We start from the raw sequence: 22,646 nt of genomic DNA on the forward strand, positions 1-22,646 counted from the left end.
ATGGCGTGTCCGTCGCCACTGTCGTGGCGTCACCCACCTCAGCCAGTCCGCATTCAGGGGGCCACATGCCGGATTTTCCCGAACTGAGCTTCCTGCCTCTTTCAACCGCGACCTGGCCTCTTCTGGAGGATCTGTTCGGACCCGAACGCGGCGCAGACAGCGGCTGCTGGTGTATGTGGTGGCGGGTGAGCCGCAGCAGATTCAATGCGATGGGAAAGGACGCTCGTAAGGCTGCGCTGCAGGAGCTGTCCGCCTCCGATGAGTCACCCGGTATTCTGGCGGTCCGCGATGGGCAGGCCATCGGCTGGTGCGCGGTGGCGCGCCGGAGCGCATATCCGGTTCTGACGCGCTCCCGTGTCGCTGCGCCGATCGAAGACCTCTCGCCGGAGAAGATATGGTTCATCTCCTGCTTGTACGTCCGGGTCGGCTTTCGCCGTCACGGTCTTTCCGGTCCGCTGATACGAGCCGCCGTCGACCACGCTCTGGCCCGGGGCGCGTTGTGTATCGAGGCCTGTCCCACGACATCCGCCACAACCTCGGCGGAGGGATTCGTAGGTTCGTCGGCGACGTTCGCGGATCTCGGCTTCGTTGAAATCGCGCGCCGCTCCCCGAAACGGCCGCTGATGCGCTGGACGCGCACGAGCGGCCTCGTCGAAGCGGCGCGCGGAGCCTGATACAGGCGGGGTGCTGCGCGAAGCCCGTGGCCTGGAGCGACTATTCGCAGCGCGTCAGCTACTGCTCAGCGGTGAATTGACCGCTCGTCGCGGCGACCAGGGATTGTGATAGAGCGCCTCGTCGGGGATCGGATGGCCGTGGAACAGCGCGTAGTTGATGTGATCAGGCGTGCGCTCCTGCTCCGAAATATAGTCGATGATGAGATGGTTCCAGTGCTCGCTCGCGTCGATATCAGGATCGATCGTGCCATCGATCGTGACGTCCGTCGGGACGAGGACATCGGTATGATAGAGCGCGCTGTAAAATCTCTGGGAGTAATCCTCGGGAACATAGTGCGGTAGCTTGGACAGCTGGCGGCGTCGCATCAGGCAGTCCGGGTTGTTCTCGCGATTGTGCCAGCTGGCGCTGGGCGTGCCGTCGTGACCTATTCCGCCGTTTCCGATCGAGCGGAGTGCGATGTCCAGCACTCTGCCGACAGCCTCGTCCAGCGAGGGCGCCAACCCGCGCATCACCAACGAGTTTGCCCAATGTCCGGGGCTGTTGACCGAGATCATGAGGCCGCCCGGTATGCGCCGGTCATGATTCCGGGTGCGATGAGCCGAGGGATAGAAGATGTTGATGCCGGCTTTGAAGACGCTGAGGCTGGCGCCTCGCAACGGCACCGACTCAGTGTAAATCACGTCGCGTTTGATCGGCGCGTGCTCGATCAGATACAGATCGGCGATTCTCTCGCAGATCTCCAGCAGATCGATGCCCGGCTTCAGGCGGGCAAGCCGCGGTCCGTTGAACATGATGAGGAATCCATGAGCGATTCCCGCCGCCGCACGTTCCTTCCACTCCTGACGCGCCTTCTGAATCTTGCGACTGACGAAGCCGTCGCCGAGCGCGATCTCGTTCTCGTCGATCCAGCATGTGTCGATACCGATGCCCTGCATCTCTCGCGAGCCGAAGCGGCCGAACAGGCAGGGCTGGTAGCGGGCCGCCCAGGCCAGAAAGGCGGCGTGCCTTTCTTCATGCGTTTTCAGAGGATCGAGCAGCACCGTGTTGGCGGCGTCGATGTCTTGACCGTAGCTCGTATCGGGCGAGTTCAATTCCGCACGGGCGAGCAGATCGTTGAGGGAAGCGACTTCCAAAACCCCTTTGGCAGAGAGAAGCATGGCAATCCTCATATGTATGTGGCACTCATAGGTTGTAGTATGGAAATGTTTCCCTTTCGATGCGCGAGTAAGGAATGCAGCATAATGTCGCTGCGGCAGATCGCGACGTGACGCTCCCAGCGATGGGTTAGTTTGATTTATCGGAATATGCGTCGCGCATATAAATGAGGGCGGGATGAGAAAAGTCGGCAACATGCTGGGGGCGGTTTCGATCGTGCTCGCCGACGAAATCTGGGCCGCGGTGAACGATACGCTCGAAACCTCGGGCGAGACCGCGGCCGCCCTGATCATGCTCGGCGCGCATCCGGGGATTCCGATCAAGGAGCTCGGTCGAGCGCTCGCTCTCTCCCACAGCGGCGCAGTCCGCCTGGTGGACCGGTTGGAGAAGGAGGGGGTGGTCCGGCGGAAGGAAGGCCGCGACGCGCGGACCGTCCTGCTTCATCTGACGCCAGCCGGGACGAAGCTGCGGCGCTCGGTTCTGAAGGAGAGAGCAAGGGTTCTGGAACGGGCGCTCGCCGTCCTGTCGGCAGAGGAAGTGCGTGTCCTCGGAGCCTATCTGGACCGGATGCTTCGCGGCCTCCTGACCGAACGCCGGCTCGGCTACCGCTTCTGCCGCATGTGCGAGGAGGAATGCTGCGTTCCGCACGACTGCCCGGTCGACGCCAAATGGAAGGAATTGTCCGAATGACCGATCATTCGCGCGGCGTATCGAGCATGGTTTCCAGTCGGGGATGGCTGGCCGTCGCCGCCATGGTGGGGTCGGCAGCCTGCTGGGGATTCTCGACGGTGATGTCGCGGGATCTTCTGAATACAGTGCCGCCGTCACAGCTCCTGGTCATTCAGCTGACCGCGAGCGTCGCCGCGCTGGCAGGCCTCGCCCTGCCGAACATGCCGTGGCGCTACCGATCACGGGGGATGTTGCGCGCGTCGGCGATCGGCATCCTGGAGCCCGGCCTGACCTATTCGATCGGCCTGATCGGGCTGTCCCTGACGACGGCCGGCAGCGCTTCGATCATCGGGGCGACCGAACCGATCATGATCGTCTTGATAGCGTGGCTGTTTCTCAGCCAGCGGCCGTCGCCGAGGCTTGCGGTCTGCATCGTTATTGCGGTGATCGGCTTGCTGATGGTGTCCGGCGAGACCCTCTTCAGGCCCGGACAAGGGAATGCGCTCGGAGATGGCCTGATCGTTTTGGCGACCGTCTCGGCCGCGAGTTATGTGGTGCTGTCGGCGAAAGTGGCGGCTCATTTTCCCGCCGCGACGCTTGCGATGGCGCAGCAACTGGCCGGCCTCGCTTTCGTGTTTGCCGTATTTGTCGTCGTTCAAGCCTTTGGCCTGGAGCGTCCGATCCTTGCCGAGCTTTCGCTGTCGATCGTCGCCTATGCGGCGGTGTCCGGAATCATTCAGTATGCAATCGCGTTCTGGCTCTACCTGATCGGCTTGCGTTATCTGACCCCGGGCGCCGCCGGCCTCTGGCTCACGCTGGTCCCGGTGTTCGGCATCTTCGGAGCGTTTGTCTGGCTTGACGAGATTCCGACGCCGGTGATGCTGGCCGGAGCGGCGCTGATCATCGGGGCCGTCCTCATCGGCAAAGCCGAAAAATAGCACGGGTTGCGAAAATCGACCGAGCGGCGCCGCCGATGCCGCACCATCGCCGCCGAGCGCACGGGCGGCGTCATGCCGGCCAACGGCTTCACGCCGGTCTCATCGGCGGCGGCTCGCGCTCCGGCGCCCTGAACCGGAACGCGGTGTCTGAGACTTCGGCCGAGGCGCAGCGGCCGGGAACCGTCAGGCAGGCCGATGGCGCCCTTGACGGGGGCGGCAGGACCGAAACGGCGATCATGACCGGCGCGATCGATAAAGCCGACCTGCGGTGAGTTGCGGCCGCGCCTGGACTTGCCGAAAAATTGAATTCATAATTCAAACCTTGTCTCTTTCCGAGCTTACATTTCCCTGGAATCCGATAAAAGGTGCACTATGTTGCTGATCCGGTAACTGGATCGGCTTATCGCGTGTGTCTCGCGATAATCATAATCAGGAAGCAATCATGTCTCGCCAGGACGCGAATGCCGCTTTCGCCCTTTCTTCGTTTCTCCAGGGCGCGAATGCCACCTATATCGACGATCTCTACTCCCGCTACGAAAACGACCCGTCGTCCGTCGATGCCGATTGGCAGGCATTCTTCAAAAGTCTGAAGGACAATCCTGGCGACATCCAGAAGAACGCCGAAGGCCCGTCCTGGGGGCAGGCCAACTGGCCGCTGACCCCGCGCGACGATTTGACCTCGGCGCTGGACGGCAACTGGGCCCAGGTCGAGAAGACCGTCGGCCAGAAGATCCAGACCAAGGCGCAGACCCGCGGCGTCGAACTGTCGCCGGCCGACGTCAACCAGGCCACCCGCGATTCCGTCCGCGCGCTGATGCTGATCCGCGCCTATCGCATGCGTGGCCACTTCCACGCCAAGCTCGATCCGCTCGGCCTGTCGCCGCCCAAGGATCACGAAGAGCTCGACATCCGCAGCTACGGCTTCACCGAGGCCGATCTCGACCGCAAGATCTTCCTCGATCACGTGCTGGGCCTGGAATATGGCAGCCTGCGCGAGATCGTCGCGATCTGCGAGCGCACCTATTGCCAGACCATGGGCATCGAGTTTCTGCATATCTCCAACGGGGCGCAGAAGGCCTGGCTGCAGGAGCGGATCGAAGGTCCGGACAAGGAAATCAGCTTCACCCGCGAGGGGCGTCGCGCGATCCTGATGAAGCTGGTCGAGGCCGAGGGCTTCGAGCGGTTCTGCGACCTCAAATTCACCGGCACCAAGCGGTTCGGCCTCGACGGCGGCGAATCGCTGATCCCGGCGCTGGAGCAGATCATCAAGCGCGGCGGCAATCTCGGCGTCCGCGAGATCGTGCTCGGGATGCCGCATCGCGGCCGCCTCAACGTGCTGACCCAGGTGATGGGCAAGCCGCACCGCGCGCTGTTCCATGAATTCAAGGGCGGCTCGGCCAATCCGGACGAGGTCGAAGGCTCCGGCGACGTCAAATATCACCTCGGCGCCTCGTCGGACCGCGAGTTCGACCACAACAAGGTCCACCTGTCGCTGACCGCCAACCCGTCGCATCTCGAAATCGTCGATCCGGTGGTGCTGGGCAAGGTCCGCGCCAAGCAGGACCAGCACGGCGACCTGCCGGAAGAGCGCCTCTCGGTGCTGCCGCTGCTGATGCATGGCGACGCGGCGTTCGCCGGGCAGGGCGTGGTCGCGGAATGCTTCGGCCTGTCCGACCTGAAGGGCTACCGCACCGGCGGTTCGATCCACTTCATCGTCAACAACCAGATCGGCTTCACCACCTATCCGCGCTATTCGCGGTCGTCGCCGTATCCGTCGGACGTCGCCAAGATGATCGACGCGCCGATCTTCCACGTCAACGGCGACGATCCGGAAGCCGTGGTGTTCGCGGCCAAGATCGCGGTCGAGTACCGGCAGAAGTTCCACAAGCCGGTCGTGATCGACATGTTCTGCTACCGTCGCCACGGTCATAACGAGGGCGACGAGCCGGCCTTCACCCAGCCGATGATGTATCGCAAGATCGCGGGCCATCCGTCGGCGCTGGAACTGTATTCGAAGCGGCTGATCGCCGACGGCGTCATCACCGAAGGCGAGGTCGAGAAGGCCAAGGCCGACTGGCGCGCCCGGCTCGACGCCGAGCTCGAGGCCGGCTCCAGCTATCGCCCCAACAAGGCCGACTGGCTCGACGGCAAATGGGCCGGCTTCAAATCCGCCGATCAGGAAGAGGACCCGCGCCGCGGCATCACCGGCGTCGACCTCGCACAGCTCAAGGATATCGGCCGCAAGATCACCAAGGTGCCGGAAGGCTTCCGGGTTCACCGCACCGTGGCGCGCTATCTCGAGAACCGCGCCAAGGCGATCGATTCCGGCATCGGAATCGACTGGGCGACCGGCGAGGCGCTGGCGTTTTGCACCCTGCTGCAGGAAGGCCACCGCGTCCGCTTGTCCGGCCAGGACTCCGAACGCGGCACCTTCTCGCAGCGCCATTCGGTGCTGTTCGATCAGGAAGACGAGACTCGCTACACCCCGTTCAACCACCTCACGCCCGAGCAGGGCCATTACGAGGTGATCAACTCGCTGCTGTCCGAAGAAGCCGTGCTCGGCTTCGAATACGGCTACTCGCTGGCCGAGCCGAACGCGCTGACGATCTGGGAAGCGCAGTTCGGCGATTTCGCCAACGGCGCGCAGGTGCTGTTCGACCAGTTCATCTCGTCGGGCGAGCGCAAATGGCTGCGGATGTCCGGTCTCGTCTGCATGTTGCCGCACGGCTATGAGGGCCAGGGACCGGAGCACTCGTCCGCCCGGCTCGAGCGCTTCCTGCAGATGTGCGCCGAGGACAACATGCAGGTGGTGTACGCCACCACGCCGGCGAATTTCTTCCACGTGCTGCGCCGCCAGCTCCGCCGCGAGATCCGCAAGCCGCTGATCCTGATGACGCCGAAATCGCTGCTGCGCCACAAGCGGGCGGTGTCGCGGCTCGACGAACTCGGCCCCGATACCAGCTTCCACCGCGTGCTGGCCGACGACGCGCAATTGCTGCCGGACGAGAAGATCAAGCTCGCCCCGGACAACAAGATCCGCCGCGTCGTGATCTGCTCCGGCAAGGTCTATTACGACCTCTACGAGGAGCGCGAGAAGCGCGGCGTCGACGACGTCTATCTGCTGCGCGTCGAGCAGCTCTATCCGGTGCCGCTGAAGACGCTGGTGCAGGAGATGTCGCGTTTCAAGGAAGCCGAGCTGGTGTGGTGCCAGGAAGAGCCGCGCAACATGGGGGCGTGGCACTTCATCGAACCTTATCTGGAGTGGGTGCAGAATCAGGCGGGGGCGACCCATCGCCGTCCGCGCTATGTCGGCCGCCCCGCATCCGCGGCCACCGCGTCCGGCCTGATGTCGAAGCATCTGGCCCAGCTCAAGGCGTTCCTCGACGAGGCGCTGCGCTGACCCCGCGGGCCGCCGCAGGCCGGCGGCCCGCGTTGTTCGAGACATTTGGATCAGGGGCGGATCGCCCGGCGGCCAGCCGGCGACACGCCGCAAGAGGAAAGAAACGATGACTGACATTCGCGTTCCGACGCTCGGCGAATCGGTGACCGAGGCGACGATCGGTCGCTGGTTCAAGAAGCAGGGCGATGCCGTCGCGGTCGACGAGCCGCTGGTCGAACTCGAGACCGACAAGGTCACCATCGAAGTGCCGGCGCCGTCGGCCGGCACGCTCGGCGAAATCATCGCCAAGGATGGCGAGACCGTCGCGGTCGGCGCGCTGCTGGGCCAGATCTCGGAAGGCGGCGGCGCCGCCAAGCCGGCCGCCAAGGACACCCCGAAGGCGGCCGCGGCAGTCGCGCCGGAAACGACCACCGGCCGTCCGGATCTCAAGACCGACACCACCAAGCCGATCAATGCCGGCCCCGAAGAGGTCCGGCCGAAGCCCGAGCTGAAGACCCCGCCGTCCGACGCGCCGCAGGCGCCGTCGGTGCGCCGGCTGTCGAGCGAGAGCGGCGTCGACGCCTCGACGGTGCCGGGCTCCGGCAAGGACGGCCGCGTCACCAAGGGCGACATGCTGGCGGCGATCGAGAAGGCGGCCTCGGCGCCGACCCCGGTCAACCAGCCCGCCGCGGCGATGCAGGTCCGCGCCCCGTCGCCGGCCGACGACGCCGCGCGCGAGGAGCGGGTCAAGATGACCCGGCTGCGCCAGACCATCGCGCGACGGCTCAAGGAAGTTCAGAACACCGCCGCGATGCTGACGACCTTCAACGAGGTCGACATGACCAACGTCATGGCGCTGCGGGCGCAGTACAAGGACGTGTTCGAGAAGAAGCACGGCGCCAAGCTCGGCTTCATGGGCTTCTTCACCAAGGCCTGCGTGCAGGCGCTGAAGGACATCCCGGCCGCCAATGCCGAGATCGACGGCACCGATCTGATCTACAAGAACTACTACCATGTCGGCGTCGCGGTCGGCACCGACAAGGGTCTGGTGGTGCCGGTGGTGCGCGACTGCGATGAGAAGTCGATCGCCGACATCGAAAAGAGCATCGCCGATTTCGGCAAGCGCGCCCGCGACGGCCAGCTCAAGATCGAGGAGATGCAGGGCGGCACCTTCACCATCACCAATGGCGGCATCTACGGCTCGCTGATGTCGACGCCGATCCTCAACGCGCCGCAATCGGCCATTCTCGGAATGCACAAGATCCAGGAGCGGCCGGTGGCGATCGGCGGCAAGGTCGAAGTGCGGCCGATGATGTATCTGGCGCTGAGCTACGATCACCGCGTGATCGACGGCAAGGAAGCGGTCACCTTCCTGGTCCGCGTCAAGGAAAGCCTGGAAGACCCGGCGCGGCTGGTGCTGGATCTGTAAGAGCGCCTTATGCGCCGGCATGAGCGCCGGCGATTCGTCAAAGCGAATGGGGGGACATGATGCAGCCGATGCCGATCGAGATCACCGTGCTGGGGTGGAGCGTCGTGCTGCTGATCGTGCAGATGTTCCTCGCCTCGGTGCCCGCCATGCTCGAACTCGGCGGCCCCTATCAGGCCGGGCCGCGTGACGAGGGGAAGGTGGCGCAGGGCCGGTTCGCCGGCCGCGCCAATCGCGCCTTCCGCAATCTGCTCGAGACCTATCCGGCCTTCGTCGCGCTGGCGCTGGCGCTGGCCGTCACCGGCAAGACCGGCGGCTATGCCGCCACCGCCGCGGTGATCTGGCTGGTCGCCCGCGTGCTCTACGCGCCGCTCTACATCATCGAGATCCCGTTCGCGCGCAGCCTGGTGTGGTTCGTCGCGCTGCTGGCGCTGATCGCGATGCTGATCCGGCTGATGTCGTGAGGTCCGCATGAACGATCGCGTCGTCGTCATCACCGGCGGCAGCCGCGGCATCGGCCGCGCCACCGCGCTCGCCGCCGCCGCCCGCGGCTTCAAGGTCGTGGTCGGCTACGCCAGCAACGAAGAGGCGGCGCGCACCGTCGTTTCGGAGATCGAAGCCCGCAACGGCAAGGCGATCGCGGTGAAATGCGACGTCGGCAGCGAGCCCGATATCCTGGCGCTGTTCGCAGCCGCTGATGAATTCGGAACGCTCGGCGCGTTGGTCAACAATGCCGGCATCGTCGGGCCGACGACGCGGGTCGACGAGATGTCGGCCGAGCGAATCCAGCGGATGATGGCGGTCAACGTCACCGGAAGCATCCTGTGCGCGCGCGAGGCGGTGAAGCGGCTGTCGACCCGCCATGGCGGGCCGGGCGGCGTGATCGTCAACCTGTCCTCGGTCGCCGCCAAGCTCGGCTCGCCGAATACTTATGTCGACTACGCCGCCTCCAAGGGCGCGATCGATTCCTTCACGGTCGGTCTCGGCCATGAGGTCGCGGGCGAAGGCATCCGCGTCGCCGCGATCCGGCCCGGCCTGATCGACACCGACATCCATGCCTCGGGCGGCGATCCCGATCGCGCACACCGGCTCAGCGCCAACGTGCCGATGCAGCGCGTCGGCCGCGCCGAGGAAATCGCCAATGCCATCGTCTGGCTGATGTCCGACGAGGCCTCCTACGTCACCAGCGCGATCCTCGATGTTTCGGGCGGACGGTAGGATCGGGACCTTGGTCGGAGACAGCCATGCCGGTCGTTGCGATGGTCGACGGGGTCAAGATCGAATTCTATCCCGACGAGCATCCGCCGCCGCATTTTCACGCCCGCTACGCCGAACACGTCGCCCAGATCGAAATCCGGACCGCCAAGGTCTTGCGCGGCTCGCTGCCGCCCGCGAAACTCGGGCGCGTTTTGTCCTGGGCGTCGAGCCACTATATGGGCCTGATGGAGGCCTGGACCGCGGTCGAGGAACTATGCAAGCCGGAGAAGATCGATGACTGAGATCGTCGCAATCCAGAGCGCCGAGCCGGTGATCTTCGGAGTTCTGAAGATCGTCTGGAGCGACGGCTTCGAGGGCGTCGTCGACCTGCGCCCGCTGATCGCCAAAGGCGAGATGTTCGAATTCCTGCGCGCAGCGCCGGCGCGGTTCGCCACCGTTCAACGCGAGCCCTATGGTCACAAGATCTTCTGGCTCGACGATCAGGGCGACGAGATCGATTTCGGATCGTCTTCGCTTCGTCAACGCGCCGAGCGTCAGGCCGGCCTTCTCCATCTCGCTAGCTGAACAGAAAGCACTTCATGGCCACCTACGATCTCGTCATCATCGGCACCGGCCCCGGCGGCTATGTCTGCGCGATCCGCGCGGCGCAGCTTGGTCTCAAGGTCGCAGTGGTGGAGAAGAACGCCACGCTCGGCGGCACCTGCCTGAATGTCGGCTGCATGCCGTCGAAGGCGCTGCTGCACGCCTCGGAGCTGTTCGAGGAGGCCGGGCACTCGTTCGCCAAGATGGGAATCGGCGTGCCGGCGCCGACGCTCGATCTGCCGGCGATGATGAACTTCAAGCAGCAGGGCATCGACGGCAACGTCAAGGGCGTCGAATACCTGATGAAGAAGAACAAGATCGACGTGCTGGTCGGCCGCGGCAGGGTGCTGGGCGCCGGCAAGGTCGAGGTCACCGGCAATGACGGCAAGGCCCAGACGGTCGAGACCAAGTCGATCGTGATCGCCACTGGCTCGGACGTGGCCAAGCTCAAGGGCATCGCGATCGACGAGAAGCGCGTGGTGTCGTCGACCGGCGCGCTGTCGCTCGACAAGGTACCGGAAAGACTGATCGTGGTCGGCGCCGGCGTGATCGGGCTCGAGCTCGGCTCGGTGTGGCGGCGGCTTGGCGCGCAGGTCACCGTCGTCGAATTCCTCGACCGTATCCTGCCCGGCATGGATTCCGAGATCGTCAAGCAGTTCCAGCGCATCCTCGAGAAGCAGGGTTTTGCCTTCAAGCTCGGCGCCAAGGTCACCGGCGTCGATAGTTCGGGCGCAAAGCTTGCGGTGAAGGTCGAGGCGGCGGCCGGCGGCAATCCGGAGACGCTCGAAGCCGACGTCGTGCTGGTCGCGATCGGCCGGGTGCCCTACACCGAAGGCCTCGGGCTGAAAGAGGCCGGCGTCGCGCTCGACGAGCGCGGCCGCGTCGTGATCGACAATCACTTCGCCACCAGCGTCAAGGGCGTCTACGCGATCGGCGACGTCGTCAGAGGTCCAATGCTGGCGCACAAGGCCGAGGACGAGGGCGTCGCGGTCGCTGAGCTGATTGCCGGCAAGGCCGGGCATGTGAATTACGACGTGATCCCGGGCGTAGTCTACACCACGCCGGAGGTGTCGTCGGTCGGCAAGACCGAGGAAGACCTCAAGCAGGCCGGAATCGCCTACACGGTCGGCAAATTCCCGTTCACCGCGAACGGCCGCTCCAAGGTCAACCAGACCACCGACGGTCTGGTGAAAATCCTCGCCGACGCCAAGACCGACCGCGTGCTCGGCGTGCACATCGTCGGCCGCGAAGCCGGCGAGTTGATCCACGAGGCCGCGGTGCTGATGGAGTTTGGCGGCTCGGCCGAAGACCTCGCGCGCACTTGCCACGCTCACCCGACCCGCTCGGAAGCCGTCAAGGAAGCCGCGCTTGCGGTGGGAAAACGCGCCATCCATATGTGAAGAGCGCCGGCATCGTCCGGGAACCGGACGACATCATGAAGCGCCGCCTGCTGCAACCGCTGTGGTTCATCCTCGCCGTCCTCTTCCTGATCGAGGCATGGCTGTGGGAGCATCTTGAGCCGTGGGTGGCGCGGATCGTCGCGGCGATCCCGCTGCGCGAGCTGAAGGCGTGGACGGCGGAGCGGGTCGAACATCTGTCGCCGCCGATGGCGTTGATCGTATTCGTGGTGCCGCTGATCCCGCTCTACCCGTTCAAGCTGTTCGCGCTGTGGCTGATGGCGACGCAGCATTTCATCGCCGGCCTCATCGCCTTTGCGCTGGCGCAGTTCGTCGGCCTCGGCCTGATCGCCTTCATCTTCGACGTCACCAAGCCGAAGCTGATGCAGATGGCGTGGTTCGTGCGCGCCTATCAGTTCGTGCTGACCGTCAAGGCGAAGGCGCGCGAGATCGTGGCGCCGGTGATGGCAAGCATCAGAGCCAGCCTGGCCGACCTGCTGAGAGGCGACGGTTCCGGCTGGAGCGCGCGGGCGCTGCGTCGAATCGGAGCGCTGCGCCGACGAATCCGCGCCGAACGTTAGCGCGCCGAGCGGCCGGCTATCGCGTTTTCATTACGCGAACCGGTACCCACTTCGCTTGAAAACGCTATAGCAAGCTCCAGGCGCCGGCCTCGCGCTCAGAACAGATGCACGGCGTGCGGCGCGAACAGGCCGATCGCCGTGAAGCCGAGTCCGGTCAGCGCCAGCAGTCCCGAAATCCAGGCCAGCGCCAGCATCCCGGTGATGATCGTCGCCGACGCCAGCACGATGCCGATCTGGAACGCGGCCGACGCCAGCTCGTAGTGGTGGTACCGCGCCTGGGCGAGGTCGCGGGCGTGCTCGGCGTGCTTGGCGCGCTCGGCGAGCTGCTCGGAGCCTTCGCCGGTCTCCGGCTCGGAGCGATAGCGCTGCGCGGTCTTCTGCCATTCCTCGATCTGCTTCTGCAGCGCCGCCTTGGCGGCGGCGTCGCCGATCGTGCCCATGCTCAGACGCGCCTCTTCGGATACCGTCTGCACCACAGTGCGGCGGATGCTCTTGGCCTGGAAGAACGCCCACAGATTGGAGGCTTCGACGTTCTTGGCGATCGATTCGGTCTGCGACGCCTTGCCGAGCGTTTCGGAGAAGGCGAGGAACAGCGCGATCACCGAGATCAGCAGCGCAATGTTCTTGTTCGAGCCTGACGCATGTTCCGCATGTTCAGCGTGCTCCATGCTTTCGTGCGCGCCCATGCCATTCTCCCGTCATGAATTCGTCATGCCCGACACCTGCCGGGCCGTGATCAACAGATCAGGAACTTGTCAGTTGGAAGGCGATGCGGGTCAAGTCCGGCGATGGCGGACTAACAACTTCGCGGGGCTCATGCCCGCGGGTGGGCGCTGTTGTAGACTTCCAGCAGCCGTTCGGTATCGATGCCGGTGTAAACCTGCGTGGTCGACAGCGAGGCGTGGCCGAGCAGCTCCTGGATCGCCCGCAGATCGCCGCCGCGGGTCAAAAGATGCGTCGCGAAGGAGTGCCGCAGCGCATGGGGCGTGGCCGAGTCGGGCAATCCCAGCGACCCGCGCAGCCGCTCCATCGCGAGCTGGATGATTCGCGGGCTGAGCGGCCCGCCGCGGGCGCCGACGAACATCGGCCCGTCGGGTGGCAGCGGATGCGGGCAGGCGCTCGCGTAATCGGCGATCTGCGCCAGCACGTTCTGCAGCACCGGCACCATCCGGGTCTTGTTGCCCTTGCCGAGCACGATCAGCGTATCGCCCTTGCCCGGCGCCGGCACGTCGCGGCGGCGCAGCCCAAGCGCTTCGGAAATGCGCAGGCCTGAGCCGTATAACAGCGCCATCACCGCGGCGTCGCGGACGAGGATCCAGGTCTCGCGGTCCTCGCCGGCGCGCTCGTCGGCGTCGGCGAGTCGTTTGGCGGCGGCGATCTGGATCGGTTTGGGCAGGCTTTTCTTGATCTTGGGCGCCCGCACCGACGACAGCGCGCCGACGCTGCCCTTGCCTTCGCGTTCAAGGAAGCGGCCGAACGAGCGCAGTCCGGCCAGCGCCCGCATCAGCGAACGGCCGGCGATCGCATCGCCGCGCCGCGCCGCCATGAAGGCGCGGACATCGGTGGCCTCCAGCCGTGCGAATCGACCGAGCGTGACCACGCCGCCCCAATGGCCGGCGAGGAAGATCAGGAACTGGCGCAAATCCCGCGCATAGGCCTCCAGCGTCTTGCCGGAGAGCCGTCGCTCGGCGCGCAGATGCGACAGCCAGCGGGTGAACTCGGCGTTGAGATCGGCGCTGGCGCAGGCGAGCTCGATCGGCGCGGGGGCGGGTTGGGCTTTGGCCATAAAGGAGTCCGGGCGCATCTTGCGCGTTCGACGACATTCAACAGGCTCTGGCCGTCATCCTGAGGCGCTCGCGCAGCGAGGGCCGCTGCGCGGCCACCTCAGGGTGACGGCGAGTCGTGGGAGGCTACGTTCGGATCATACCTGATTTCCTTTCCCATTGATGAAGGCCGGCTTTGTCGGCACACCGGGGCGATGGACGACTCCCGAACCAGCCCGACCTCGAACGCCTCCACCCGCGTGGTCGACGTGCAGGTGCCGGTCGCGGTCGATCAGGCTTATTCGTACCGGGTGCCGCGCGGGCTCGATCTGAAGCCCGGCGATGTCGTCGCGGTGCCGCTCGGGCCGCGCGAGGTGCTCGGCGTGGTCTGGGCCGAAAACCCCAATCCCGATCCGCGGCTGCACAACCGTCTGAAAGACGTCGCCGAGAAGCTCGACGTGCCGCCGTTGCGCGAGGAGCTACGCCGGCTGGTCGATTGGGTCGCCAATTACACGCTGTCGCCGCGCGGTCAGGTGCTGCGGATGACGCTGCGGATGGGCGAACTCGGTCCCGAACGTCAGCGCATGGGCGTGCGGCTGGTCGGCCCGCCGCCGCAGCGGATGACGCCGGCGCGGCGGCGGCTGATCGAGATTCTGTCGGACGGCCTGCTGCACGGCAAATCCGACGTCGCCAAGGAAGCCGGCGTCAGCCCCGGCGTGATCGACGGTCTCGTCGATGAGGGCACGCTGCACGTCGAAGCGATGCCGCGCGAGCCGGCGGCGCCGACGCCCGATCCGGATTTCGCGCCGGCGGATTTCTCGCCCGAGCAGGCGCGGGCCGCCGAGACGATGCGCGAACTGGTCAAGCCGGGCGGCGGCTTTCAGGCGGCGCTGCTCGACGGCGTCACCGGCTCGGGCAAGACAGAAGTTTATTTCGAGGCGGTCGCCGAAGTCGTTCGCCAGGGCCGGCAGTGCCTGATCCTGATGCCGGAGATCGCGCTGACCGGACAATTTCTCGACCGCTTCGCGCTGCGCTTCGGCGTCCGGCCGCTGGAATGGCATTCGGAGCTGACGCCGCGCACCCGCGCCCGAAACTGGGCGGCGATCGCGGCCGGCGAGGCCCAGGTGGTGGTCGGCGCGCGCTCGGCGCTGTTCCTGCCCTATGCCGATCTCGGTCTGATCATCGTCGATGAGGAGCACGACCAAGCCTACAAGCAGGAAGACGGCGCGCACTACCACGCCCGCGACATGGCGGTGGTGCGCGCGTCGATCGCCAGGATCCCGATCGTGCTGGCGTCGGCGACGCCGTCGGTCGAGACCGAGGTCAACGCCCGCAAGGGCCGCTACCGCCGGATTCCGCTGCCGTCGCGATTCGGCGGCCAGCACATGCCGCAGATCGAGGCGATCGATCTACGCCGCGAGCCGCCGATGCGCGGGCGGTTCATCTCGCCGCGTCTGGCCGAGCAGGTCGGCCATGCGATCGAGCGCCGCGAACAGGCGCTGTTGTTTCTCAACCGCCGCGGCTATGCGCCGCTGACGCTGTGCCGGGCCTGCGGCCATCGCTTCGCCTGCACCATCTGCGATGCCTGGCTGGTCGATCATCGCTTCCGGCAACGGCTGGTGTGCCACCATTGCGGCTTCTCGATGCCGCGCCCGCTTCAATGCCCGCATTGCGCCGCCGAGCAATCGCTGGTGGCGGTCGGCCCCGGCGTCGAGCGGCTGCAGGAGGAGGCTTCGAGCCTGTTTCCGGATGCGCGGACGATGGTGCTGTCGAGCGATCTGATCACCTCGATCGAGGCCATGCGCAGCGAGCTGAACGACATCGCCGAAGGCCGGGTCGACATCATCATCGGCACCCAATTGGTGGCGAAGGGCCATAATTTTCCGCGGCTCAATCTGGTCGGCGTGGTCGACGCCGATCTCGGCCTCAGCAACGGCGATCCGCGCGCCGCCGAGCGCACCTTCCAGCTTTTGAATCAGGTGATCGGTCGCGCAGGGCGCGATCAGGGCCGCGGCGTCGGCTTTCTGCAGACCCATCAGCCGGAGCATCCGGTGATGAAGGCGCTGGTCGCGTGCGATCGCGAGGCCTTCTACGCCAGCGAAATCGAGGCGCGCGAACGGACGCTGTACCCGCCATTCGGCCGACTCGCGAGCCTGATCATTTCCGCCGGCGACCGGCCGACCGCGGAAGGCTTCGCGCGGCAGCTGGCCTCGAGCGCGCCGGTCGACGAGCGCGTGCAGGTGCTGGGGCCGGCCGAAGCGCCGCTCGCAGTGATCAAGGGCCGCTATCGATTCAGGCTGCTGGTGAAGTCGGTGCGGTCATTCGATCTGTCGAACTACTTGCGGCAATGGTTGGCGCAGGGTCCGAAGACCAAAGGAAACCTGAAGCTCGAGGTCGACGTCGATCCGCAAAGCTTCCTGTAGTCTCAGGAAGCCGAAGTCATACATCGACGCGCGACGAAAAAATAAAGCCTGCCGTCATGGCTGACGGCAGGCCGCAGATCGGGCGCGCGAGGGATCGCGGCCATACGAAACTCGATGATGTTTTTCTTGTTTGAAGGGAAGTGTAACCCGCGTTCTGCGGTTACATGACTTCCGCGACGACCCGGCCGACTCCGCGGCTGGTCAGACCGATCGCGCGCGCGGCGCCGGTCGACAGATCGAGCACACGGCCGCGAATGAATGGGCCGCGATCGTTGACGGTGACGACGACACTGCGGCCGCCATGGGTGACGCGCAGCTTGGTGCCGAACGGAAGGCTGCGATGCGCAGCGGTCATCGCGTTGGCGTTCATGCGCTGGCCCGAGGCAGTGCGGTTGCCGGATTCATTGCCGTAATACGAGGCCACGCCGGAGAAGCTACGGCCACCCGACCCCAGCGCTGCGTTGGCGTCACGCCAGTCGTTCTGGGCGTTGTTGTGATGGGCGTGATGATGATGACGCTTCGAACGGGCCGAAGCCTCGGTTGCAGCTGCTCCGCTCATCAGAACAGTTGCGGCGATCAGCGCGAAAGCCGTACGCGGCCGGGTTACTAATCCCGGCGGAGACTTCTTCGTGTCAGTCATAATTGTATGTCCTCAGTATTGCCACGTATGCGGCAAGTGGAACCCCCGTCCCGTTTGCGGTGTCGGACCGTTCGCTGCGTAATGAGGCAAGAAATTGACGAACTGCCGATTCGTTTCTGGCCTGTAATATCTTTTGACGCGATGCGCCCGATCAAAAAGCCCTGCATTGCGTTGGATGGAAAATTTCACCACTACTTTCGTACGCATACGAATACTAAAGATGTAAGTCTTTTTGACCGAATGACTCGGGTCTTCAAATCAAACGCAAGAAATCGCGGACCATCGCAGGGTGCTTTGTAGGTCTGTGAAAGGTCTCCTGTCCGGCCGCCGGGAGCTGCAACATTTTTTGGCGAAGCTGGAGTGACGCTTGGTGCGGCCGGGCCTCGTGGGTACCCGAATTCCGCCCGGCGAGACCGCAGACCGATGAAATGCGACAGACCGTCATCTTGTGGCAGGTCATGTTGCGCCTGCGCGCGCGCTATGTTAGCAAAGCCGCGATTTTTAAGGTCGCCGGCTACGATCGTACCGGCCGAAAATCGAAGTCCAGCTTGAATTCCAAGGGCTTAAATCGGGGACGCCGCGGCTTGGCGACGGTTTTCTCCTTGGCAATTTGACAGCACAAAAGAGCGCGTCTGTGGCATCTGAAGATCCATCGGTTTCCGGAGTCTCTGGTCGTTACGCGACCGCCCTGTTTGAACTGGCTCGCGATGAGAAAGTCATCGACGCGGTCAAGGCCGATCTGGACAAGTTCAGCGCCATGCTGGTCGAAAGTCCTGAGCTTTTGCGGCTGGTTCGCAGTCCTGTATTCGGCGCCGAAGCGCAGACCAAGGCGCTGGGCGCGGTGCTCGACAAGGCCGGGATCGCCGGCATCAGCGCCAACTTCCTGAAGTTGCTCGCCGCCAATCGCCGGTTGTTCGTGGTCGCCGACGTGATCGGCGCCTATCGGGCGCTGGTCGCCAGGTTCAAGGGTGAAGCGACCGCCGACGTCACCGTCGCCGAGACGCTCAGCGACAAGAATCTCGAGGCGCTGAAGCTGGCGCTGAAGTCGGTGACCGGCAAGGATGTCACCCTCAATATCAATGTCGATCCGGCGATCATCGGCGGGCTTGTCGTCAAGCTCGGCAGCCGCATGGTCGACAGTTCGATTCGCACCAAACTCAATTCGATCAAGCACGCGATGAAAGAGGCAGGCTGATGGACATCCGCGCCGCGGAAATTTCCGCGATCCTCAAGGACCAGATCAAGAACTTCGGTCAGGAAGCCGAAGTCACCGAGGTCGGACAGGTGCTGTCCGTCGGCGACGGCATTGCCCGCGTCTACGGTCTGGACAATGTCCTCGCCGGTGAAATGGTCGAGTTCGAGAACGGCACGCGCGGAATGGCGCTGAACCTCGAAACCGACAACGTCGGCATCGTGATCTTCGGCGCCGACCGAGAGATCAAGGAAGGTCAGACCGTCAAGCGCACCCGCTCGATCGTCGACGCGCCGGTCGGCAAGGGGCTGCTGGGCCGCGTCGTCGACGCGCTCGGCAACCCGATCGACGGCAAGGGGCCGATCCAGGCGACCGAACGCAAGCGCGTCGACGTCAAGGCGCCCGGCATCATTCCGCGCAAGTCGGTGAACGAGCCGATGGCGACCGGCCTCAAGGCGATCGACGCCCTGATCCCGGTGGGCCGCGGCCAGCGCGAGCTGATCATCGGCGACCGTCAGACCGGCAAGACCGCGATCGCGCTCGACACCATCCTGAACCAGAAGCCGCTCAACGTCGAAGGCGCGCCGGAAGGCCAGAAGCTTTACTGCGTCTACGTCGCGGTCGGCCAGAAGCGTTCGACCGTCGCGCAGTTCGTGAAGGTGCTGGAAGAGCAGGGCGCGCTCGAATATTCGATCGTCGTCGCCGCCACCGCCTCCGACCCGGCGCCGATGCAGTACATCGCGCCGTTCACCGGCTGCACCATGGGCGAGTACTTCCGCGACAACGGCATGCACGCCGTGATCATCTATGACGATCTGTCGAAGCAGGCCGTCGCCTACCGCCAGATGTCGCTGCTGCTGCGCCGCCCGCCGGGTCGCGAGGCCTATCCGGGCGACGTGTTCTATCTGCACTCCCGCCTGCTCGAGCGCGCCGCCAAGCTCAACGAGGATCATGGTTCGGGCTCGCTGACCGCGCTGCCGATCATCGAAACCCAGGCCAACGACGTTTCCGCCTACATCCCGACCAACGTGATTTCGATCACCGACGGCCAGATCTTCCTGGAAACCGACCTGTTCTTCCAGGGCATCCGCCCGGCGGTGAACGTCGGCCTGTCGGTGTCGCGCGTCGGTTCGTCGGCACAGACCAAGGCGATGAAGAAGGTCGCCGGCAAGATCAAAGGCGAGCTCGCGCAGTACCGCGAAATGGCCGCGTTCGCGCAGTTCGGCTCTGACCTCGACGCCTCGACCCAGCGCCTGCTGAACCGTGGCTCCCGCCTGACCGAACTCCTGAAGCAGCCGCAGTTCTCGCCGCTGAAGATGGAAGAGCAGGTCGTGGTGATCTACGCCGGCGTCAACGGTTATCTGGACGCGCTTCCGGTCGCCAAGGTGCGCTCGTTCGAGGACGGCCTGCTGTCGCTGCTGCGCGGCAAGGAATCGGCCATCCTCGATGCGATCCGCACTAGCCGCGACCTCTCCGACGACACCGCCGCCAAGCTCAAGGCTGTGATCGAGAGCTACGCCAAGACGTTCGCGTAAATTCACGCTCCGGCCGGGCTCGTCCCGGCCGCGACGTGTTGCGCGTCGACAATCGACGATGTGGATGCCCGGCGCGCGGCCGGGCATGACCAGTGTGAGGTTCGCGGTCGGATCTGATCTGATCGCCGGGGTGGACTGAGAATGGCTTCACTTAAAGACATGCGCGTCCGCATCGCCTCGACCAAGGCGACGCAGAAGATCACCAAGGCGATGCAGATGGTCGCGGCTTCGAAGCTGCGCCGCGCCCAGATGGCGGCGGAAGCCGCGCGGCCCTATGCCGAAAAGATGGACGCGGTGATCTCGAACATCGCCGGCGCCGCTGCGGGCTCGCCCGGCGCACCGGTGCTGCTCGCCGGCACCGGCAAGGATCAGGTTCACCTGCTGCTGGTCTGCACCGGCGAGCGTGGCCTGTCCGGCGCGTTCAACTCGTCGATCGTCCGCCTCGCTCGCGAACGCGCTTACGCGCTGATGAACCAGGGCAAGACAGTCAAATTCTTCTGCGTCGGCCGCAAGGGCTACGAGCAGCTCCGCCGAACCTTCGACAAGCAGATCATCGAGAACATCGAGCTGCGCTCGGTTCGCCAGCTCGGCTTCGTCAACGCCGAGGACATCGCCCAGAAGGTGATCGCCCGCTTCAACAACGGCGAGTTCGACGTCTGCACGCTGTTCTATTCGCGCTTCAAATCGGTGATCTCGCAGATCCCGACGGCGCAGCAACTGATCCCGCTGGTGGTCGAGGCGCCGGCTGCAGGCTCCGTGGCCACCTCCTACGAATATGAGCCGGAAGAGGACGAGATCCTCTCCACGCTGCTGCCGCGCAATCTCGCGGTGCAGATCTTCCGCGCGCTCCTGGAAAACAACGCGTCGTTCTACGGCGCCCAGATGAGCGCGATGGACAACGCCACCCGCAACGCCGGCGACATGATCAGGAAGCAGACGCTGATCTACAACCGCACCCGGCAGGCGATGATCACCAAGGAGCTGATCGAGATCATCTCGGGCGCCGAGGCGATCTAGCAGCACTTCTTCAGACTTACATCCGGTCGACGACCGTGATTTGGATTTCGGACTTCAGGGAGAGAGTTTAATGGCTACACCCGCCAATCAGACCGGACGCATCACCCAGGTCATCGGCGCCGTCGTCGACGTGCAGTTCGAAGGCCATCTGCCGGCCATTCTGAACGCGATCGAGACCAAGAACGGCGACAACCGTCTGGTGCTTGAAGTTGCCCAGCATCTCGGCGAATCGACCGTCCGCACCATCGCGATGGACACCACCGAAGGTCTGGTGCGCGGCCAGGAAGTCACCGACACCGGTTCGCCCATCATGGTGCCGGTCGGCGTCGGCACGCTCGGCCGCATCATGAACGTGATTGGCGAGCCGGTCGACGAGCAGGGTCCGGTGGCCAATGAGGGCCTCCGCCCGATCCACGCGGAAGCGCCGCTCTACACCGACCAGTCGACCGAAGCTGAAATTCTCGTTACCGGCATCAAGGTCGTCGACCTGCTGGCGCCCTACGCCAAGGGCGGCAAGATCGGCCTGTTCGGCGGCGCCGGCGTCGGCAAGACCGTGCTGATCCAGGAGCTGATCAACAACGTCGCGAAGGCCCACGGCGGCTATTCGGTGTTCGCCGGCGTCGGCGAGCGCACGCGCGAAGGCAACGACCTCTATCACGAGTTCATCGAATCCGGCGTCAACAAGAAGGGCGGCGGCGAGGGCTCGAAGTGCGCCCTCGTGTACGGCCAGATGAACGAGCCGCCGGGCGCCCGCGCCCGCGTCGCGCTGTCGGGTCTGACCGTCGCCGAGCATTTCCGCGACCAGGGCCAGGACGTGCTGTTCTTCGTCGACAACATCTTCCGCTTCACGCAAGCCGGCTCGGAAGTGTCGGCGCTGCTCGGCCGCATCCCCTCGGCGGTGGGCTATCAGCCGACGCTCGCCACCGACATGGGCGCGCTGCAGGAGCGCATCACCACCACCCATAAGGGTTCGATCACCTCGGTGCAGGCGATCTACGTGCCGGCCGACGACTTGACCGACCCGGCGCCCGCGACCTCGTTCGCGCATCTTGACGCGACCACCGTGCTGAATCGCGCGATCTCCGAAAAGGGCATCTATCCGGCGGTCGACCCGCTGGACTCGACCTCGCGGATGCTGTCGCCGCTGATCGTCGGCGAGGAGCACTACCAGACCGCCCGTATGGTCCAGCAGGTGCTGCAGAAGTACAAGTCGCTGCAGGACATCATCGCCATTCTGGGCATGGACGAACTGTCGGAAGAGGACAAGCTCGCGGTCGCCCGCGCCCGCAAGATCGAGCGCTTCCTGTCGCAGCCGTTCTTCGTCGCCGAAATCTTCACCGGCTCGCCGGGTAAGTTCGTCGACCTCGCCGACACCATCAAGGGCTTCCGCGCGATCTGCGAAGGCAAGTACGACCATCTGCCGGAAGCGGCGTTCTACATGGTCGGCGCCATCGAAGAAGCCGTCGAGAAGGGCAAGAAGCTGGCCGCGGAAGCGGCCTAAGTATCTCGTCATTGCCGGGCAAGAGCGCGAAGCGCGTCTTCACGAACATGCCCCGGCAATCCATCTGGAAACAATGTCATTGATTGATGGACCCGCGGGTCAAGCCCGCGGGTGACAGCCGAGAGAGTAGCTCCATGGCCACCTTCCACTTCGATCTGGTTTCGCCCGAACAGGTTGCCTTCTCCGGCGAAGTCGATCAGGTCGACATCCCGGGCGCCGAGGGTGATTTCGGCGTGCTCGCCGGTCACGCGCCGGTGGTGGCGGTGATCCGTCCCGGCATCCTGACGGTGACCGCCGGCGGTGCTCAGCAGAAGATCGTGGTGCTCGGCGGTATCGCCGAAGTCTCCGAGAAGGGCCTGACCGTGCTGGCCGATGTCGCCACCGCGGTGGCCGACGTTGACATGCAGGACTTCGCCGCGACCATCGCGACGATGGAGCAGCAACTCCCCGGCAAGGTCGGCGACGTCCTCGATCGCTCAATCGAGCGCCTGGATCACTACAAGAGCATCCAGCACCAGATCTCGACGACTGCGATGCACTGAGCCGACACGCCTG

General features: G+C 65.0%; 22 protein-coding genes. 18 read left to right on the plus strand and 4 right to left on the minus strand.

Features of this window, described 5'->3' with window-relative positions:
• Positions 1 to 65 precede the first annotated feature (65 nt).
• The gene (locus BMY71_RS19205) at positions 66 to 674 is read left to right on the plus strand and encodes a GNAT family N-acetyltransferase (protein ID WP_080506306.1); all 609 of its coding nucleotides are present in this window, start codon (positions 66 to 68) and stop codon (positions 672 to 674) included.
• Between the two features lie 54 nt (positions 675 to 728).
• Here BMY71_RS19205 and BMY71_RS19210 read toward each other — a convergent pair whose 3' ends face one another.
• Positions 729 to 1,832 (minus strand): hypothetical protein, encoded by a 1,104-nt coding sequence (locus BMY71_RS19210; RefSeq protein ID WP_011500966.1) that lies wholly within the window; start codon positions 1,830 to 1,832, stop codon positions 729 to 731.
• 214 nt (positions 1,833 to 2,046) lie between these two features.
• On the opposite strand from BMY71_RS19210, the gene BMY71_RS19215 reads away from it, so the two are divergent.
• The 11 genes from BMY71_RS19215 (at position 2,047) to BMY71_RS19265 (ending at position 12,020) form a co-directional block, all read left to right on the plus strand.
• Positions 2,047 to 2,520: a MarR family winged helix-turn-helix transcriptional regulator gene (locus BMY71_RS19215; protein ID WP_175557726.1), complete on the plus strand. Its 474-nt coding sequence runs from the start codon at positions 2,047 to 2,049 to the stop codon at positions 2,518 to 2,520.
• Entirely contained in the window at positions 2,517 to 3,437 is a 921-nt protein-coding gene (locus BMY71_RS19220; protein ID WP_210185068.1) for a DMT family transporter, read from the plus strand. Before BMY71_RS19215 ends, BMY71_RS19220 begins: the two co-directional genes overlap by 4 nt.
• A gap of 35 nt (positions 3,438 to 3,472) precedes the next feature.
• The gene (locus BMY71_RS19225) at positions 3,473 to 3,709 is read left to right on the plus strand and encodes a hypothetical protein (RefSeq protein WP_041805102.1); all 237 of its coding nucleotides are present in this window, start codon (positions 3,473 to 3,475) and stop codon (positions 3,707 to 3,709) included.
• A 170-nt stretch (positions 3,710 to 3,879) separates the two neighbouring features.
• Entirely contained in the window at positions 3,880 to 6,837 is a 2,958-nt protein-coding gene (locus tag BMY71_RS19230; protein ID WP_092685801.1) for a 2-oxoglutarate dehydrogenase E1 component, read from the plus strand.
• A gap of 106 nt (positions 6,838 to 6,943) precedes the next feature.
• On the plus strand, positions 6,944 to 8,245 hold the full coding sequence (odhB, locus tag BMY71_RS19235; RefSeq protein WP_092685802.1) for a 2-oxoglutarate dehydrogenase complex dihydrolipoyllysine-residue succinyltransferase: 1,302 nt from the start codon (positions 6,944 to 6,946) through the stop codon (positions 8,243 to 8,245).
• A 59-nt stretch (positions 8,246 to 8,304) separates the two neighbouring features.
• A complete protein-coding gene (locus BMY71_RS19240) occupies positions 8,305 to 8,706 on the plus strand; it encodes an MAPEG family protein (RefSeq protein ID WP_011500971.1) in 402 nt (133 codons plus the stop codon).
• A 7-nt stretch (positions 8,707 to 8,713) separates the two neighbouring features.
• Complete coding sequence (locus BMY71_RS19245) at positions 8,714 to 9,460, plus strand: SDR family oxidoreductase (RefSeq protein WP_092685803.1); 747 nt, start codon at positions 8,714 to 8,716, stop codon at positions 9,458 to 9,460.
• A 26-nt stretch (positions 9,461 to 9,486) separates the two neighbouring features.
• Complete coding sequence (locus BMY71_RS19250; protein WP_092685804.1) at positions 9,487 to 9,741, plus strand: DUF4160 domain-containing protein; 255 nt, start codon at positions 9,487 to 9,489, stop codon at positions 9,739 to 9,741.
• Positions 9,734 to 10,024 (plus strand): DUF2442 domain-containing protein, encoded by a 291-nt coding sequence (locus tag BMY71_RS19255; RefSeq protein ID WP_011500974.1) that lies wholly within the window; start codon positions 9,734 to 9,736, stop codon positions 10,022 to 10,024. Before BMY71_RS19250 ends, BMY71_RS19255 begins: the two co-directional genes overlap by 8 nt.
• Positions 10,025 to 10,038: 14 nt before the next feature.
• Complete coding sequence (lpdA, locus tag BMY71_RS19260) at positions 10,039 to 11,442, plus strand: dihydrolipoyl dehydrogenase (RefSeq protein WP_092685805.1); 1,404 nt, start codon at positions 10,039 to 10,041, stop codon at positions 11,440 to 11,442.
• A gap of 35 nt (positions 11,443 to 11,477) precedes the next feature.
• Positions 11,478 to 12,020, plus strand: coding sequence for a hypothetical protein (locus BMY71_RS19265; RefSeq protein WP_092685867.1), 543 nt, complete (start codon positions 11,478 to 11,480; stop codon positions 12,018 to 12,020).
• Between the two features lie 95 nt (positions 12,021 to 12,115).
• Here BMY71_RS19265 and BMY71_RS19270 read toward each other — a convergent pair whose 3' ends face one another.
• Positions 12,116 to 12,706 carry a DUF4337 domain-containing protein gene (locus tag BMY71_RS19270; RefSeq protein WP_011500977.1) on the minus strand — a complete coding sequence of 197 codons (591 nt, stop codon included), beginning with the start codon at positions 12,704 to 12,706 and terminating at the stop codon, positions 12,116 to 12,118.
• 128 nt (positions 12,707 to 12,834) lie between these two features.
• Positions 12,835 to 13,806: a tyrosine recombinase XerC gene (locus BMY71_RS19275; RefSeq protein ID WP_041805103.1), complete on the minus strand. Its 972-nt coding sequence runs from the start codon at positions 13,804 to 13,806 to the stop codon at positions 12,835 to 12,837.
• A gap of 192 nt (positions 13,807 to 13,998) precedes the next feature.
• Between BMY71_RS19275 and BMY71_RS19280 the strand changes: the two genes are divergently transcribed.
• On the plus strand, positions 13,999 to 16,206 hold the full coding sequence (locus BMY71_RS19280) for a primosomal protein N' (protein WP_011500979.1): 2,208 nt from the start codon (positions 13,999 to 14,001) through the stop codon (positions 16,204 to 16,206).
• 160 nt (positions 16,207 to 16,366) lie between these two features.
• Here BMY71_RS19280 and BMY71_RS19285 read toward each other — a convergent pair whose 3' ends face one another.
• Complete coding sequence (locus tag BMY71_RS19285; RefSeq protein WP_011500980.1) at positions 16,367 to 16,846, minus strand: septal ring lytic transglycosylase RlpA family protein; 480 nt, start codon at positions 16,844 to 16,846, stop codon at positions 16,367 to 16,369.
• A gap of 634 nt (positions 16,847 to 17,480) precedes the next feature.
• On the opposite strand from BMY71_RS19285, the gene BMY71_RS19295 reads away from it, so the two are divergent.
• The 5 genes from BMY71_RS19295 (at position 17,481) to BMY71_RS19315 (ending at position 22,633) form a co-directional block, all read left to right on the plus strand.
• On the plus strand, positions 17,481 to 18,041 hold the full coding sequence (locus BMY71_RS19295; protein WP_011500981.1) for a F0F1 ATP synthase subunit delta: 561 nt from the start codon (positions 17,481 to 17,483) through the stop codon (positions 18,039 to 18,041).
• On the plus strand, positions 18,041 to 19,573 hold the full coding sequence (gene atpA, locus BMY71_RS19300; RefSeq protein ID WP_092685806.1) for a F0F1 ATP synthase subunit alpha: 1,533 nt from the start codon (positions 18,041 to 18,043) through the stop codon (positions 19,571 to 19,573). The genes BMY71_RS19295 and atpA overlap by 1 nt, the downstream gene beginning before the upstream one ends.
• Positions 19,574 to 19,714: 141 nt before the next feature.
• Positions 19,715 to 20,590: a F0F1 ATP synthase subunit gamma gene (locus tag BMY71_RS19305; protein ID WP_011500983.1), complete on the plus strand. Its 876-nt coding sequence runs from the start codon at positions 19,715 to 19,717 to the stop codon at positions 20,588 to 20,590.
• 70 nt (positions 20,591 to 20,660) lie between these two features.
• Positions 20,661 to 22,091, plus strand: coding sequence for a F0F1 ATP synthase subunit beta (gene atpD / locus BMY71_RS19310; protein WP_092685807.1), 1,431 nt, complete (start codon positions 20,661 to 20,663; stop codon positions 22,089 to 22,091).
• A 134-nt stretch (positions 22,092 to 22,225) separates the two neighbouring features.
• The gene (locus tag BMY71_RS19315; protein ID WP_092685808.1) at positions 22,226 to 22,633 is read left to right on the plus strand and encodes a F0F1 ATP synthase subunit epsilon; all 408 of its coding nucleotides are present in this window, start codon (positions 22,226 to 22,228) and stop codon (positions 22,631 to 22,633) included.
• The last annotated feature ends 13 nt before the right edge of the window (positions 22,634 to 22,646 follow it).

The sequence above is a fragment of the Rhodopseudomonas pseudopalustris genome (genome assembly GCF_900110435.1).
Classification (GTDB): domain Bacteria; phylum Pseudomonadota; class Alphaproteobacteria; order Rhizobiales; family Xanthobacteraceae; genus Rhodopseudomonas; species Rhodopseudomonas pseudopalustris.

Coding starts and splice junctions, on each gene's coding strand:
- BMY71_RS19205 (WP_080506306.1), top strand. CDS start 66: ATGCCGGATTTTCCCGAACTGAGCTTCCTGCCTCTTTCAACCGCGACC.
- BMY71_RS19210 (WP_011500966.1), bottom strand. CDS start 1,832: ATGCTTCTCTCTGCCAAAGGGGTTTTGGAAGTCGCTTCCCTCAACGAT.
- BMY71_RS19220 (WP_210185068.1), top strand. CDS start 2,517: ATGACCGATCATTCGCGCGGCGTATCGAGCATGGTTTCCAGTCGGGGA.
- BMY71_RS19225 (WP_041805102.1), top strand. CDS start 3,473: ATGCCGCACCATCGCCGCCGAGCGCACGGGCGGCGTCATGCCGGCCAA.
- BMY71_RS19230 (WP_092685801.1), top strand. CDS start 3,880: ATGTCTCGCCAGGACGCGAATGCCGCTTTCGCCCTTTCTTCGTTTCTC.
- odhB (WP_092685802.1), top strand. CDS start 6,944: ATGACTGACATTCGCGTTCCGACGCTCGGCGAATCGGTGACCGAGGCG.
- BMY71_RS19240 (WP_011500971.1), top strand. CDS start 8,305: ATGCAGCCGATGCCGATCGAGATCACCGTGCTGGGGTGGAGCGTCGTG.
- BMY71_RS19245 (WP_092685803.1), top strand. CDS start 8,714: ATGAACGATCGCGTCGTCGTCATCACCGGCGGCAGCCGCGGCATCGGC.
- BMY71_RS19250 (WP_092685804.1), top strand. CDS start 9,487: ATGCCGGTCGTTGCGATGGTCGACGGGGTCAAGATCGAATTCTATCCC.
- BMY71_RS19255 (WP_011500974.1), top strand. CDS start 9,734: ATGACTGAGATCGTCGCAATCCAGAGCGCCGAGCCGGTGATCTTCGGA.
- lpdA (WP_092685805.1), top strand. CDS start 10,039: ATGGCCACCTACGATCTCGTCATCATCGGCACCGGCCCCGGCGGCTAT.
- BMY71_RS19265 (WP_092685867.1), top strand. CDS start 11,478: ATGAAGCGCCGCCTGCTGCAACCGCTGTGGTTCATCCTCGCCGTCCTC.
- BMY71_RS19270 (WP_011500977.1), bottom strand. CDS start 12,706: ATGGGCGCGCACGAAAGCATGGAGCACGCTGAACATGCGGAACATGCG.
- BMY71_RS19275 (WP_041805103.1), bottom strand. CDS start 13,806: ATGGCCAAAGCCCAACCCGCCCCCGCGCCGATCGAGCTCGCCTGCGCC.
- BMY71_RS19280 (WP_011500979.1), top strand. CDS start 13,999: ATGGACGACTCCCGAACCAGCCCGACCTCGAACGCCTCCACCCGCGTG.
- BMY71_RS19285 (WP_011500980.1), bottom strand. CDS start 16,846: ATGACTGACACGAAGAAGTCTCCGCCGGGATTAGTAACCCGGCCGCGT.
- atpA (WP_092685806.1), top strand. CDS start 18,041: ATGGACATCCGCGCCGCGGAAATTTCCGCGATCCTCAAGGACCAGATC.
- BMY71_RS19305 (WP_011500983.1), top strand. CDS start 19,715: ATGGCTTCACTTAAAGACATGCGCGTCCGCATCGCCTCGACCAAGGCG.
- atpD (WP_092685807.1), top strand. CDS start 20,661: ATGGCTACACCCGCCAATCAGACCGGACGCATCACCCAGGTCATCGGC.
- BMY71_RS19315 (WP_092685808.1), top strand. CDS start 22,226: ATGGCCACCTTCCACTTCGATCTGGTTTCGCCCGAACAGGTTGCCTTC.